Origin of the sequence: Streptacidiphilus sp. EB129, from assembly GCF_041262645.1 — a bacterium.
Classification (GTDB): domain Bacteria; phylum Actinomycetota; class Actinomycetes; order Streptomycetales; family Streptomycetaceae; genus Streptacidiphilus.
The window spans coordinates 49,615-64,495 of record NZ_JBGCCS010000005.1 but is presented as its reverse complement, the minus strand read 5'-3'; the positions used below and the strand labels follow the sequence as shown (position 1 = coordinate 64,495).

The window sequence follows — 14,881 nt, the reverse complement described above, 5'->3', positions numbered from 1 at the left end:
GGCTGTCACGTCGAGTGGGCATGCAGTTCCACTGGCTTTCCTGCCATCCGTCGGACCGCCATCATCGTGACAGCGTGAGGTTGGCCCTAGAGCTCCATCTCGGCCCGCGCCTGGGCGATCTCCTCAGCCGAGATCGTCAGGGTCTCGGCGGGATCGGGCGCGGGCTCCAGGTCCACCCGCCCGGCCGCGTCGCTCACCTTGATCATCACACCCACCATCAACCAGTTCGCCACCATCGACGAACCACCGTAGGCGAGGAACGGCAGCGCCTTCCCGGTCTCCGGGATGAGCCCGATCGACCCACCGGCGACGACGAAGACCTGCAGCATCAACGCCGCTCCGAGGCCGCCCGCGAGCAGCTTGCCGAAGGGGTCGGTGAGCCGGATCGCCGCCCGCATGCTGCGCTCCGCCATCAAGAGGAACAGCATCAGGATCACCATGAGACCGGCGGTGCCCAGTTCCTCACCGAAGGTGGCGAAGATCCAGTCGCTCTGACCCGCGAAGCCGACCAGCCAGGGCTGACCCTGGCCCAGCCCGGTGCCGAGGAAGCCGCCGTGTCCGAGCGCGAACAACGCCTGGGCCGGCTGGTCCGAGATCACCCCGGCGTGGCGCTGGGCCGCGGGGAGGAAGATGTCCATGGGGTAGAGCCAGGCCGCGACCCGGCCTCCGACGTGCGAGGAGGTCGCTCCCACGACGAAGGCGCCACCGGCCGCCAGCAGCACGCCGATGATCACCCACCCGGTGCGCTCGGTGGCCATGTACAGCATCACGATGAAGATGCCGAAGACGATCAGCGAGGTACCCAGGTCGACCTCAAAGATCAGCACCATCATCGAGACCGCCCAGATCGCGATGATCGGGCCCAGGTTGCGCCCCCGCGGCAGGCTGATCCCCCCGACCTTCCGCCCGACCAGTGCCAGCGCGTCCCGGTTCGCCATCAGGTAGCTGGCGAAGAAGACAATGATGGCGATCTTGGTGAACTCGTCCGGCTCCATACTGAGCGAGCCGAAGCGGATCCAGCGCTTAGCGCCGTAGGTGGCGTCGCCGGCGAAGAAGGCGGGGGCCATAAGCAGCACGAGGGACGCCGCCATCAGGACATAGGTGTAGCGCTGCAGAACGCGGTGGTGCTTGATCAACGCCAGGAACGCGATGAACACCACCAGTCCGATGACCAGCCACTGGATCTGCCCGGGAGCCAGCGGCGCATAGTTGTCGATCTTCTTGTACGAGTAGTCCAGCCGGTGGATCATCACCAGGCCCGCACCGCCGAGCAGCACCGTGATCGGCAGGATCAGCGGGTCCGCGTACGCCGCCCACTTCCGCACCGCGAGATGCGCGACCAGGCCCAGCGCGCCCAGGCCGAGCACCTGCACCACGAACCCGCCCGGCAGCGTGCCGTGCAGGGCCAGTTCCGCGCTCGCGTCGCCCAGCGCACAGACGGCGACCGCGAACAGGATGAGCAGCAGTTCGAGGTTCCGCCGCTTCGCGGGGGGGCCGCTGAATCCGGACGCCCCTGGGGCGGCACCGATGCCACCCGCCGCTGCTCGCCGTGCGCCCATCGTCCGCACCCACCCACCCAACCAGCTCGCCGTCAGAACCGTCGCATTCTCGCAGGTCTCGTCCCGAACAGGGACGGCCCCCCGGAATGCGACGGTTCCGTGACCGCGGCCACACCCGCCGAAACGGCGGGTGTGGCCGGGCGGGTACTCCCGGGCGCTTAGGCGACCTGCACGTGGCCTCCGGCGGAGAGGTCGACCGGCTTGGTCAGCGTGACCGCCGGCTCCAGGGCCAGCTCCAGCACCTTGCGGACGTCCGAGACCGGGTGGACGGTGAGCCGCGCCAGCACCTCGGCCGGGACGTCGTCCAGGTCGGCCTCGTTGCGGGAGGGGATGAGCACCGTGGTGATCCCGGCCCGGTCCGCCGCCAGCAGCTTCTGCTTGACGCCGCCGATCGGCAGCACCCGGCCGGTCAGCGAGACCTCACCGGTCATGGCCACGTCGGTGCGGACCTTGCGGCCGGAGAGCAGCGAGGCCAGGGCGGTGGTCATGGTGACCCCCGCGCTGGGCCCGTCCTTGGGCACCGCTCCCGCCGGCACGTGGACGTGGATACCGCGGTCCCGGAGCGAGGTGACCGGGAGCTCCAGCTCCGCGCCGTGCGAGCGCAGGAAGGAGAGCGCGATCTGCGCGGACTCCTTCATCACGTCGCCCAGCTGGCCGGTGAGCGACAGCCCGGTCGAGCCGGTCTCCGGATCGGCCAGCGACGCCTCGATGTAGAGGACGTCGCCGCCCGCGCCGGTGACGGCGAGACCGGTGGCCACCCCGGGCACCGCGGTGCGGCGCTCGCCCGGCTCCTGGGCCGCCTCCGGGGTGTGGTGCGGCCGGCCGATCAGCCCGCGCAGGTCGCCTGCGGTGACGGTACGGGGCAGCTCGGCCGTCCCCAGCTCCTGCTGGGCCGCGACCTTGCGCAGGATCCGGGAGACGGCGCGCTCCAGGCTGCGCACGCCCGCCTCGCGGGTGTACTCGCCCGCCAGGCTGCGCAGCGCGTCCTCCTCGACCACGACCTCGTCCGCGCCGAGACCGGCCCGCTCCAGCTGCCGGGGCAGCAGGTGGTCGCGGGCGATGACGACCTTCTCGTCCTCGGTGTAGCCGTCCAGGCGGACCAGCTCCATCCGGTCCAGCAGCGCTTCCGGGATCGCCTCCAGGACGTTCGCCGTGGCCAGGAAGACCACGTCGGAGAGGTCCAGCTCGACCTCCAGGTAGTGGTCCCTGAAGGTGTGGTTCTGCGCCGGGTCCAGCACCTCCAGCAGCGCGGCGGCCGGGTCGCCCCGGTAGTCCGAGCCGACCTTGTCGATCTCGTCGAGCAGGACGACCGGGTTCATCGAACCGGCCTCCTTGATGGCGCGGACGATCCGGCCGGGCAGCGCGCCGACGTAGGTGCGCCGGTGCCCGCGGATCTCCGCCTCGTCGCGGACGCCGCCGAGGGCGACCCGGACGAAGGAGCGGCCCATGGCCCTGGCGACGGACTCCCCGAGCGAGGTCTTGCCGACCCCGGGCGGGCCCACCAGCGCCAGCACGGCACCGCCGCGGCGGCCGCCGACCAGCCCGAGACCGCGGTCGGAGCGCCGCTTGCGCACCGCCAGGTACTCGACGATGCGGTCCTTGACGTCGTCCAGACCGAAGTGGTCGGCGTCCAGGACGGCGCGGGCGCCGGCGATGTCGTACTCGTCCTCGGTGCGCTCGTTCCAGGGCAGCTCCAGCACCGTGTCCAGCCAGGTGCGGATCCAGCTGCCCTCGGGCGAGGCGTCGGAGGACCGCTCCAGCTTGTCGACCTCCTTGAGCGCGGCCTCGCGGACCTTCTCGGGCAGGTCGGCAGCCTCGACCCGGGCGCGGTAGTCCTCCTCCTCGTTCTCCGGGTCGCCGTTGAGGTCGGACAGCTCCTTGCGGACGGCTTCGAGCTGGCGCCGCAGCAGGAACTCCTTCTGCTGCTTCTCCATCCCCTCCTGGACGTCCTTGCGGATCGACTCCGCGACGTCCTCCTCGGCGAGGTGGTCCCGCAGCAGCTGCAGCGACAGCTTGAGCCGGGTGACCGGGTCCAGCTCCTCCAGCACCTGGACCTTCTGCTGCCCGGTGAGGAAGGGGGCGTAGCCGATGTTGTCGGCCAGCTCGGAGACGTCCTCGATCTGGGCGACCCGGTCGACGACCTGCCAGGCGCCGCGCTTCTGCAGCCAGGTGGTGGTCAGCGCCTTGTAGTCGCGCACCAGCTCGGCGACCGCACCCGGCAGCGGGTCGGGCACATCGGACTGGTCGAGCGGGGTGGCCTGCACCCACAGCGCGGCGCCGGGCCCGGTGGTACCGGCCCCGATCCGCACCCGGCGGACGCCGCGCACCAGTGCGGCCGGGTCGCCGTCGGCCAGGCGGCCGACCTGCTCGATGGAGGCGAGGGTGCCGATGGCGCCGTAGGAGCCGTCGATCCGGGGCACCAGCAGTACCCGGGCCTTGCGGGCGTCGGCCACGGTGCGGATGCCGGGTACGTGCGCCCCGCTGTCCCGTACCGCCGCCTGCGCGGCCTCGATCGCGGCTCGGACGTCCGGGTCGGAGAGGTCGAGCGGGACGACCATGCCGGGGAGCACTGCCTCGTCGTCGAGCGGCAGTACCGGCAGAGTCAGGGGGGAGGCAGTTGCCATGATCGCTCCTCAGTAACCAAAGTTGAGTTACCTGGACTAAAGGAGATTGACCCCCCTGGTGTTCCCCTGGCCTGTTCGCTCTGAGCGATCACCCTGCACCGGCCCGCCCCTGCGGCAGGATGGACGCCGACTCCGCCCCCTACAACGCTGAGGAGCAGCGCACCATGCCCCACCCGGACACGATCCGCGAAGGCGCCGCAGTACTGGACCGTCGCGACGGCCCCCACGGCGAGGTCGTGCTGCGACGCCGCGGCGAGCAGTTCGAGATCATCGCCAACGGCTGCTTCCTGATGGACACCTCGGACGGCCGCTCCGAGCGCCTGCTGGTGACCGCCGCGCTCGACGCCCTGGGCAGTTCCGGCAGCACCACCGTCCCCGGCCGCCCCGCCACTCCCGACATCCTCACCACCCACGCACCACATCTCCTCATCGGCGGCCTCGGCGTCGGCTTCTCGCTCGCGCAGGCCGCCGCCGACCCCCGTCCGGGCCGGATCACCGTGGTCGAGCGGGAGACCGCGGTCATCGACTGGCACCGGACCGGCGACGCCCCGCTGGCCCGCTTCGCCGGCACCGGCCACCGGGACCCGCGCACTCGGATCGTGCACGAAGACCTGCTGCTCCACCTGCGCTCCGGCACCGATCGCTATGACGCGCTGTGCCTCGACATCGACAACGGACCGGAGTGGACCGTCACCGAGGGCAACGACGGCCTCTACACCGACGAGGGCCTGACCGCGCTGCGGGGCGCGCTCGCGCCGGGGGGCGTGCTGGCCGTCTGGAGCGCCGCACCCGCGCCGGCGTTCGAGCGTCTCCTTCGCTCCCGTTTCCACCGGGTTGAGCAGATTCAGGTCACCGTGAAAGTGGAACGCGGACACCCAGATGTGATCTACCTGGCAACGCGCGAGCCATGACAAGCCGGTAGGGTCTACGCCCATGCCTCCCCCCAAAGGTCGGTTTATAGAAGACTGACCACTCGGGGGCGCCGTCAGTCCGTAGGCTTCGACTGGCGGGTGGGGCAGCACAGGCAGTGACGGACGACAAGACGATGCGGCCGGCGGCGACCACCGCCACCGGACCGCGAGCCCTGGGGGCGGTGGCGTGACCGTGACGGATGTACAGCAGCAGGACACCAGCGGGTCGGCGGGACAGCGGCGGGTACTGGTGGTCGAGGACGAACCGACCATCGCCGAGTCCATCGCCGCCCGGCTGGGCGCCGAGGGCTTCCGGGTCGCCGTCTCCCACGACGGCCCCACCGCGGTGGACTGCTTCCAGACCTGGCAGCCGGACCTGGTGGTGCTGGACGTGATGCTGCCCGGTTTCGACGGCCTTGAGGTGTGCCGGCGGATCCAGGCGCACCGCCCGGTCCCGGTGCTGATGCTCACCGCCCGTGACGACGAGACCGACATGCTGGTCGGGCTCGGCGTGGGCGCGGACGACTACATGACCAAGCCCTTCTCCATGCGGGAGATGGCGGCCCGGGTCAACGTGCTGCTGCGCCGGGTGGAGCGGGCCCAGCTCGCGGCCCGCACCCCGGTCGGCGGCACGCTGCGGCTCGGCGACCTGGAGATCGACCACGTCCAGCGCCGGGTGCGGGTCGGCGGCGGCGACATCCACCTCACCCCCACCGAGTTCGACCTGCTCGCCTGCCTGGCCCAGCAGCCGCGCGCGGTACTGACCCGCGAGCAGCTGCTGGCCGAGGTCTGGGACTGGACCGACGCCTCCGGCACCCGCACCGTCGACAGCCATGTGAAGGCGCTGCGCCGCAAGATCGGAGCCAACTGGATCCGCACCGTGCACGGCGTCGGCTACGCGCTGGAGGCCCCGGCACCGTGACCCCGGCGGCGAACGGCGAACCTCCGGCCACGGGCCGGTTGCAGCGCGCCGCCGGCCGGATCTGGGCCGACCTGCGACCACTGGACCCGCTGCGCTCCATCAAGGCCAAGCTTGCCGTGCTGGTGCTGACCTCGGTCTGCATCTCCACGCTGATGGTGGTGCTGGCGCTGAACTCGGACACCCAGATCCGGATCGTCATGATCTTCTCGGTGGTCGCCTCCCTGCTGATCACCCAACTGCTGGCACACGGCATGACCGCCCCGCTGCGCGAGATGACCGCGGCCGCGCGGGCGATGGCGGCCGGCGACTACAGCCGCGAGGTCAGGGCCAGTTCCCGGGACGAGGTGGGCGAACTGGCCACCGCCTTCAACACCATGGCCGCCGACCTGGAGGCCGCCGACCGGCAGCGCCGCGAGCTGGTCGCCAATGTCTCGCACGAGCTGCGCACCCCCATCGCCGCGCTGCGCGCCGTGCTGGAGAACGTGGTCGACGGGGTGGTCCGCCCGGAGCCGGCCACCATGGCGGCGGCGCTGGAGCAGACCGAGCGGCTGGGCCGCCTGGTCGCCCACCTGCTGGACCTGTCCAAGATCGCGGACGGGGTGGCCTCGCTGGACGCCCGCAGCTTCGAGGTCGAGCCGTTCCTCGCCGGCGTGCTGCGCGGGCTCACCGTGGACGGTTCCACCTCCGGCGGGGCCAGCCGGCGCCGCCACGACGTCTCGCTGGAACTGGCGGTCCCGCCCGGCCTGGCCGCCGTCGCCGACCCGGAGCGGCTGCACCAGGTGGTCGCCAACCTGGTCGACAACGCCTGCCGGCACAGCCCCAAGCACGGCACCGTCACGGTCCGGGCCGGACGGCGGGAGGACGGCGGGCTGCTGCTGGAGGTCGCCGACCAGGGCCCCGGCATCCCGGCCGAGGACCGGCACCGGGTGTTCGAGCGGTTCAGCCGGGGCAGCGGGCTGACCGCGCAGGGCCCCGGCAGCGACGGCGGCACCGGCCTGGGCCTGGCCATCGCCCGCTGGGCGGTGGACCTGCACGGCGGCACCATCGCGGTCGCGGACTCCCCGCTGGGCTGCCTGATCCGGATCACCCTGCCGGGTCCGCGCGCCGAATCCGACTGACTGGGACAGAATCGGAACAATTGCGGAAAGCTCCGGATATGTCCCATTTGGCAGCACTTATCCGACCGAACAGCCTCTCGTTATCCCCCATCACGACCGACCTCTAACGTTCAATTCCCGCCAAAGTCAGGGGCCGCACTGTGATCTGGGCGACGACCGGGGGGCGGGACCTGCGCGGACAGGCATCAGGGGCGTAGCCTTGGCATCCGCTGTCCACCATCCTTAAGGAAGCGGAAGAGGGCGGTTGCCGCCGTGTCGCCACAGTCCCCCCATACCTCGAACAGCTCGACCGCCACAGACCCCGGTCCCCTGCACTCGGGTCCCGGTGCCAACCCGGACGCCGGGTTCGGCCCCAACGAGTGGCTCGTCGACGAGATCTACCAGCAGTACCTCCAGGACCCGAACTCCGTTGACCGCGCCTGGTGGGACTTCTTCGCAGACTACAAAGCCGGCACCAAGGCCGGCTCCACAGCGGGTGCCCCCGCCGGAGCCGAGGTGACGGCGGCATCCCAGACCGCCGCGGCCCCCTCGTCCCCGGCAGCGGCCCCCGCGCCTGCGGCGTCCCAGCCGGCAGAGCCCCAGTCGGCGCAGTCCTATCCGGCGCAGTCCCAGCCGGTCCCCTCCGCCGCAGCGCCCGCAGCCACCGCTGCACCCGCTGCCGCAGCCGCCGCCCCGGCGGCACCGGCCGCCGCCGTCCCGGCAGCCGTCCTGCCGAAGCCACCGGCCCCACCGGCCCCGGTTTCGCATGCCTCGACCGTTCCGGCCGACCTGGCCGAATCTCCTAAGGACAGCAAGAACGTGACGTCCCCCGTCGCCCCCTCCGGCCCCGAGCTGATCGCCCTCAAGGGCCCCTCCGCCCGGATCGTGGCGAACATGGACGCCTCGCTCTCGATGCCGACCGCGACCAGCGTGCGCGCCGTCCCGGCGAAGCTGCTGATCGACAACCGCATCGTGATCAACAACCACCTGAAACGCGCCCGTGGCGGGAAGGTCTCCTTCACCCACATCATCGGCTACGCGATGGTGCAGGCCATCAAGGCGATGCCGGCCATGAACCAGGGCTTCCAGGAGAAGGACGGCAAGCCCTTCCTGGTCAAGCCGGAGCACGTGAACCTCGGCCTGGCGATCGACCTGACCAAGCCCAACGGTGACCGCCAGCTCGTCGTGGCCGCGATCAAGAAGGCCGAGACCCTCGACTTCTTCGGCTTCTGGCAGGCCTACGAGGACATCGTCCGCCGGGCCCGGCAGAACAAGCTCACGGTGGACGACTTCTCCGGCGTCACCTGCTCGCTGACCAACCCCGGCGGCATCGGCACCGTCCACTCCGTCCCGCGCCTGATGCCCGGCCAGGGCACCATCCTCGGCGTCGGTTCGATGGAGTACCCGGCCGAGTTCCAGGGGGCCGCCCAGGAGACCCTGTCCCGCCTGGGCATCTCCAAGGTCATGACGCTGACCTCGACCTACGACCACCGGGTCATCCAGGGCGCGCAGTCCGGCGAATTCCTCCGGACCATGCACCAGATGCTGCTCGGCCAGGGCGAGTTCTACGACCAGATCTTCGAGTCGCTGCGCATCCCCTACGAGCCGGTGCGCTGGGCCACGGACGTGGACAACAGCCACGACAACGAGGTCAACAAGACCGCCCGGGTGATGGAGCTGATCCACTCCTACCGGGTCCGCGGCCACCTCATGGCGGACACCGACCCGCTGGAGTACAAGCAGCGCAAGCACCCCGACCTCGACGTCCAGGCGCACGACCTGACGCTGTGGGACCTGGAGCGCGAGTTCGCGGTCGGCGGCTTCGCCGGCAAGGCGATGCTCAAGCTGCGCGACATCCTCGGCGTGCTGCGCGACTCGTACTGCCGCACCATCGGCATCGAGTACATGCACATCCAGGACCCGAAGCAGCGCCGCTGGATCCAGGCCCGGGTCGAGCGCGGCAACGACAAGCCGGAGCGCGAGGAGCAGCTGCGCATCCTGCGCCGCCTCAACGCCGCCGAGGCGTTCGAGACCTTCCTGCAGACCAAGTACGTCGGCCAGAAGCGCTTCTCGCTGGAGGGCGGCGAGTCCGTCATCCCGCTGCTGGACGCGATCCTGGACTCGGCCGCCGAGGCGAGGCTGGAAGAGGCCGTGATCGGCATGGCCCACCGCGGCCGGCTGAACGTCCTGGCCAACATCGTCGGCAAGTCCTACGCGCAGATCTTCCGCGAGTTCCAGGGCAACCTGGACCCGAAGTCGATGCACGGCTCCGGCGACGTCAAGTACCACCTGGGCTCCGAGGGCACCTTCACCGGCATCGACGGGGAGACCATCAAGGTCTCGCTGGCCGCGAACCCCTCGCACCTGGAGGCCGTGGACCCGGTCGTCGAGGGCATCGTCCGCGCCAAGCAGGACATCCTGGACAAGGCCGGCAACTCCTTCGACGTGCTCGCCGTGCAGATCCACGGTGACGCGGCCTTCGCCGGCCAGGGCGTCGTCGCCGAGACGCTGAACATGTCGCAGCTGCGCGGCTACCGCACCGGCGGCACCGTGCACGTGGTGATCAACAACCAGGTCGGCTTCACCGCCGCCCCGGCCGCCTCGCGCTCGTCGATGTACTGCACCGACGTGGCCCGCATGATCGAGGCCCCGATCTTCCACGTGAACGGCGACGACCCGGAAGCCGTGGTCCGCGTCGCGCGGCTGGCCTTCGAGTTCCGCCAGGCGTTCAACAAGGACGTCGTGATCGACCTCATCTGCTACCGCCGCCGCGGTCACAACGAGGCCGACAACCCCAGCTTCACCCAGCCGCTGATGTACGACCTGATCGACAAGAAGCGCTCGGTGCGCAAGCTCTACACCGAGGGCCTGATCGGGCGCGGCGACATCACGGTGGAGGAGGCCGAGCAGGCCCTCAAGGACTACCAGGACCAGCTGGAGAAGGTGTTCGCCGAGGTCCGCGCGGCCAACGCGGCGCCGGCCCCGGCCACCAGCGAGCGCCCGAAGGCCGACTTCCCGGTCAGCGTGCAGACCGGCATCTCCCAGGAGATGGTCAAGCGCATCGCCGAGTCCCAGGTCGCCCTGCCGGACTGGCTGACGGTGCACCCGCGGCTGCTGCCGCAGCTGCAGCGCCGCGCGGCGATGATCGAGGACGGCACCATCGACTGGGCCATGGGCGAGACGCTCGCCATCGGCTCGCTGCTGATGGAGGGCCACCCGGTCCGGCTGGCCGGCCAGGACAGCCGCCGCGGCACCTTCGGCCAGCGCCACGCGGTGCTGGTGGACCGGGTCACCGGCGAGGACTACACCCCGCTGCTGTACCTGACCCAGGACCAGGCCCGCTACACCATCTACGACTCGCTGCTCTCCGAGTACGCGGCGATGGGCTTCGAGTACGGCTACGCGCTGGCCCGTCCCAGCTCGCTGGTCGCCTGGGAGGCCCAGTTCGGTGACTTCGTCAACGGCGCCTCCACCATCGTCGACGAGTTCATCACCTCCGCCGAGGCCAAGTGGGGCCAGACCTCCGGGGTCACCCTGCTGCTGCCGCACGGCTACGAGGGCCAGGGACCGGACCACTCGTCCGCCCGCATCGAGCGCTTCCTGCAGCTGTGCGCGGACAAGAACATGACCGTCGCCCAGCCGACCCTGCCGTCGAACTACTTCCACCTGCTGCGCTGGCAGGTCCACAACCCGCACCACAAGCCGCTGATCGTCTTCACCCCGAAGTCGATGCTGCGTCTGAAGGCCGCGGCGTCCAAGGCGGACGAGTTCACCACCGGCGGCTTCCGCCCGGTGATCGGCGACTCCACGGTGGAGGCCGGCAACGTCCGCAAGGTCGTCATCACCGCCGGCAAGTTCTACTACGACCTGGAGGACGCCCGCACCGAGCGCGGTATCACCGACACCGCGCTGGTCCGGGTCGAGCGCCTCTACCCGCTGCCGATCGCCGAGCTCCAGGAGGAGCTGCAGCGCTACGGCACGGACGTCCAGTACGTCTGGGCCCAGGAGGAGCCCGCCAACCAGGGCGCGTGGCCGTTCATCGCGCTCAACCTGGTGGACCACCTGGACGTGGTCGTCGGCCGCAACGCCAACGGCTCCCGGCTGCGGCGCGTCGCCCGCCAGGCCTCGTCGGCCCCGGCGGTCGGTTCGGCCAACCGGCACAAGGCCGAGCAGGCGCAGCTGATCGAGGACGTCTTCAGCATCTGACCCACGGTCGCAGTACCCGTGGCCGCAGTCGCTGAACCGGGCCCGGTACCACTCCCTCGCGGGGCGGTACCGGGCCCGCCCCACACCCACCACCAGGAGATCCACCGTGTACTTCACCGACCGAGGCATCGAGGAGCTGCAGAGCCGGCGCGGCGAGGAGGAGGTCAGCTTCGACTGGCTGGCCGACCGGCTGCAGGAGTTCGTGGACCTCAACCCCGAGTTCGAGGTCCCGGTCGAGCGGCTGGCGACCTGGCTGGCCCGGCTCGACGACCAGGACGACGACGAGTAGCCCCGCGGCGCGGAACCGGCACCGAGGATGCGGAGCCGCTTGACTTCCCGGCAACACGATATATCGTGAATACCAGAGGACGCGATACATAGCGCGTCCTCGGTCAACGACCGTATCGGGGAGCCAGCATGTCCGAGCAGTGGACCGTCAGTACGCCGGAGAAGCTCACCTTCGAGGCCGGCGTCAGCCGGCTGAAGGTGCGCACCATCACCGGCGCCGTCAACGTCGTCGCCGCCGAGGGGCCGGCCCGGCTGGAGGTCACCGAGATCGACGGCCCGCCGCTGCTGGTCACCCTGGCCAACGGCGAACTCACGGTCAGCTACGACGACCTGCCCTGGAAGGACTTCTCCTGGAAGGATCTGGGCCCGCTGCTGGGCAGGTGGCGCACCGCCGCCAAGCGCCGCGCCGTGGTCTCGGTGACCGTACCGGCCGGGACCGCCGTCGAGCTCGGCTCCGCCTCCTCGGACACCGTCATCTCCGGCATCACCGCGCCGGTGACGGTCCACAGCGCCTCCGGATCCACCACCCTGGTCCGGCTGTCCGGTCCGGTCGACGCCAACACCGTCTCCGGCAGCATCCAGGCCCAGTCGGTCTCCGGCGACCTCAAGGTCAACACCATCTCCGGCGACCTCACCGTCTTCGACGGCACCAGCGGTCGGGTCAAGGCCCACTCGGTCAGCGGCGCGATCACCCTGGACCTGGTCCACGACAACGAGACCGACGTGCAGATCGCCAACGTCTCCGGCGACGTCGCGGTGCGCATCCCGGCCCCCACCGACGCCGAAGTTCAGGCCAACACCACCTCCGGCGACGTCTCCAACGCCTTCGACGAGCTGCGGGTCGGCGGCACCTGGGGCGCCAAGCAGATCAACGGCACCCTCGGCGCCGGCACCGGCAAGCTGAAGATCACCACCGTCTCCGGCTCGCTCTCGCTGCTCCGCCGCCCCACCTCCGAGGACGACGTCCCGGCTGACGCCACCGCACAGGACAAGACTCCCGCCGACGCGGCCCCCCAGGCCCTCGACTTCAGCAAGGAGGATGAGGCATGAGCCCCGTCTTCGCCCATGGCCGCCTGCGTCTCTACCTGCTCAAACTGCTGGACGAGGCCCCCCGCCACGGCTACGAGGTGATCCGGCTGCTGGAGGAGCGCTTCCACGGCCTGTACGCCCCCTCGGCCGGAACCGTCTACCCGCGGCTGGCCAAGCTGGAGCAGGAGGGCCTGGTCGAGCACAGCGTCGAGGGCGGCCGGAAGGTCTACCGCATCACCGACGCCGGACGGGCTGAACTCGCCTCCCGCGCAACGGAGATCAACGCTCTGGAGGCGGAGATCCGGGACTCGGTGGCCCAGCTCGCGGACCAGATCCGCGAGGACGTCCAGGACTCGGCGAAGGATCTGCGCGAGGAGATGCGCCGCGCCGCGAAGGAGTCCCGCCGCACCGGCAAGGACCGCGGTCCGGACCCGGTCTGGGGTGACGGACCCTGGCCCGGCATGGACCGCGAGTCCTGGCAGCGGACCAAGGAGGAGTGGCGGCAGGCCAAGGAACAGGCCAGGGAGCAGGCCCGGCAGGCGAAGGAGCAGGCCCGCAGCGCGCGCGAAGAGGCCCAGGCCACCCGCGAGCAGACCAAGGTGCTCCGGGAGCAGCTCCGTGCCGAGGCGCACCGGGTGGGCGAGCAGATCCGGGCCCACGCCAAGAACGGCGACTGGCCGACCGGGCTCTCCGAGGGGCTGTCCGAGCTGACCCGCACGCTCAGCGGCCTGGCCGACCCGTCCCGCTGGAACCAGCCCGCAGGCACCACACCGACGGATGCCCCGCCGGCTTCCGGGACCCGGATCGACCTGGACAAGGAGGAGCCGCCGGCCGACCTGCCGCCGTGGACCCTCACCAACCCGGCCGGCGAGCCGCTGCGCGAGCTCGGCGGCCTGCTGGACCGCTTCCGCGACGAGGTCCGTGACGCCGCGCGCGACCAGGGGTTCGACTCCGCCGCGCTGACCCGTGCGCGGGGTGTCCTCGCGGACGCGGCGAGGCGCTTGCGCGGCTGACGCCCTGAGGATCAGTACAACGGGGGCGCGGGGAACGGTGGCTGCCAACGCTCTACCTGCGTGGGTGGTTGGCAGCGCACGCGGTTCATCAAACAGAGCCTCGCGCCCCTTGGGCGCCCGCCTGGGTCAAGGGTTCAGGACGACCTTGCCGAAGAGGTCGCCCTTGGCCATCCGGGCGAAACCCTCGCGGGCCTCGGCCAGCGGCAGCACCGTGTCGATCACCGGGCGGATGCCGGTCGTCGCGCAGAAGGAGAGCAGTCCGGCCAGCTCCTCCTTGGTACCCATGGTGGAGCCGACGACCTTGAGCTCCAGGAAGAAGATCCGGGTCAGCTCGGCCGGCGGGTTGGGCCCGCTGGTCGCGCCGGAGATGACGATGGTTCCGCCGGGGCGCAGCGACTTGACCGAGTGCGACCAGGTCGCGGCGCCGACCGTCTCCATCACCGCGTCCACCCGCTCCGGCAGCCGCGCGCCGCTCGCGAAGGCCGCGTCCGCGCCGAGCTCCAGAGCCCTGGCGCCCTTGGCCTCGTCCCGGCTGGTGACCCAGACCCGCAGGCCGGCCGCCTTGCCGAGGACGATCAGGGCGGTGGCGACTCCGCCGCCCGCGCCCTGCACCAGGACCGTGTCCCCGGGCTTCACGCCCGCGTTGGTGAACAGCATCCGATACGCCGTCAGCCACGCCGTGGGCAGGCAGGCCGCCTGCTCGAAGCTCAGCTCGGCGGGCTTGGGCAGCAGGTTCCAGGTCGGCACGGCCACCTGCTGGGCGAAAGTGCCCTGGTAGTGCTCCGTCAGAATCGAGCGCGGCTCGCCGACGTCGACGCCGTGGCCGGTCTGCCCCACCACGGAGTGCAGCACGACCTCGTTGCCGTGCTCGTCCACCCCCGCCGCGTCGCAGCCGAGGATCATCGGCAGCTTCCCGGCCGGCAGGCCGACACCGCGCAGTGACCACAGGTCATGATGGTTCAGGCTGGCCGCCTTCACGGTGACCACGCTCCAGCCGGGGCGGGCCACCGGCTCCGGGCGCTCGCCCAACTCCAGCCCGCTGAGCGGGTCGTCGGCATCAATCCGGGCAGCATAGGCAGCAAACATGCCCCGACCCTAGGCCCGTACGCGTCCTTCCAGGAACATCAACCCGATGTGACTAGGCACACGACCAAGCACAACAGGGGCGCGAGGAACTGCGCTGCCAACCACCCACTCACGTAGAGCTATGGCAACACCGTTCCCCGCGCCCC

At 70.9% G+C, this 14,881-nt stretch carries 10 protein-coding genes; 7 read left to right on the top strand and 3 right to left on the bottom strand.

The genetic code is table 11. The annotated features are described in order from the left end of the window. Positions 1 to 86 precede the first annotated feature (86 nt). Positions 87 to 1,559 carry an FtsW/RodA/SpoVE family cell cycle protein gene (locus ABH925_RS08110; RefSeq protein ID WP_370146441.1) on the bottom strand — a complete coding sequence of 491 codons (1,473 nt, stop codon included), beginning with the start codon at positions 1,557 to 1,559 and terminating at the stop codon, positions 87 to 89. A 158-nt stretch (positions 1,560 to 1,717) separates the two neighbouring features. Beyond that, positions 1,718 to 4,183: an endopeptidase La gene (gene lon / locus ABH925_RS08105; protein WP_370146440.1), complete on the bottom strand. Its 2,466-nt coding sequence runs from the start codon at positions 4,181 to 4,183 to the stop codon at positions 1,718 to 1,720. Between the two features lie 164 nt (positions 4,184 to 4,347). Here lon and ABH925_RS08100 point away from each other — a divergent pair, with 164 nt between their 5' ends. The 7 genes from ABH925_RS08100 to ABH925_RS08070 all read left to right on the top strand — a co-directional run bounded on the left by ABH925_RS08100 (position 4,348) and on the right by ABH925_RS08070 (position 13,649). Then, positions 4,348 to 5,094 (top strand): spermidine synthase, encoded by a 747-nt coding sequence (locus ABH925_RS08100; protein WP_370146803.1) that lies wholly within the window; start codon positions 4,348 to 4,350, stop codon positions 5,092 to 5,094. A 193-nt stretch (positions 5,095 to 5,287) separates the two neighbouring features. Then, the gene (locus tag ABH925_RS08095; RefSeq protein WP_370146439.1) at positions 5,288 to 6,016 is read left to right on the top strand and encodes a response regulator transcription factor; all 729 of its coding nucleotides are present in this window, start codon (positions 5,288 to 5,290) and stop codon (positions 6,014 to 6,016) included. Continuing rightward, the gene (locus ABH925_RS08090; RefSeq protein WP_370146438.1) at positions 6,013 to 7,134 is read left to right on the top strand and encodes a sensor histidine kinase; all 1,122 of its coding nucleotides are present in this window, start codon (positions 6,013 to 6,015) and stop codon (positions 7,132 to 7,134) included. The genes ABH925_RS08095 and ABH925_RS08090 overlap by 4 nt, the downstream gene beginning before the upstream one ends. A gap of 252 nt (positions 7,135 to 7,386) precedes the next feature. Then, a complete protein-coding gene (locus ABH925_RS08085; RefSeq protein WP_370146435.1) occupies positions 7,387 to 11,319 on the top strand; it encodes a multifunctional oxoglutarate decarboxylase/oxoglutarate dehydrogenase thiamine pyrophosphate-binding subunit/dihydrolipoyllysine-residue succinyltransferase subunit in 3,933 nt (1,310 codons plus the stop codon). Between the two features lie 106 nt (positions 11,320 to 11,425). Next, positions 11,426 to 11,608 (top strand): DUF6104 family protein, encoded by a 183-nt coding sequence (locus tag ABH925_RS08080; RefSeq protein WP_370146434.1) that lies wholly within the window; start codon positions 11,426 to 11,428, stop codon positions 11,606 to 11,608. A 128-nt stretch (positions 11,609 to 11,736) separates the two neighbouring features. Further along, positions 11,737 to 12,657, top strand: a complete 921-nt coding sequence (locus ABH925_RS08075; RefSeq protein ID WP_370146433.1) for a DUF4097 domain-containing protein — start codon at positions 11,737 to 11,739, stop codon at positions 12,655 to 12,657. Then, positions 12,654 to 13,649 (top strand): helix-turn-helix transcriptional regulator, encoded by a 996-nt coding sequence (locus tag ABH925_RS08070; protein WP_370146432.1) that lies wholly within the window; start codon positions 12,654 to 12,656, stop codon positions 13,647 to 13,649. The genes ABH925_RS08075 and ABH925_RS08070 overlap by 4 nt, the downstream gene beginning before the upstream one ends. Before the next feature lie 126 nt (positions 13,650 to 13,775). Here ABH925_RS08070 and ABH925_RS08065 read toward each other — a convergent pair whose 3' ends face one another. Then, a complete protein-coding gene (locus ABH925_RS08065) occupies positions 13,776 to 14,735 on the bottom strand; it encodes a zinc-binding dehydrogenase (RefSeq protein WP_370146431.1) in 960 nt (319 codons plus the stop codon). Between the last annotated feature and the right edge of the window lie 146 nt (positions 14,736 to 14,881).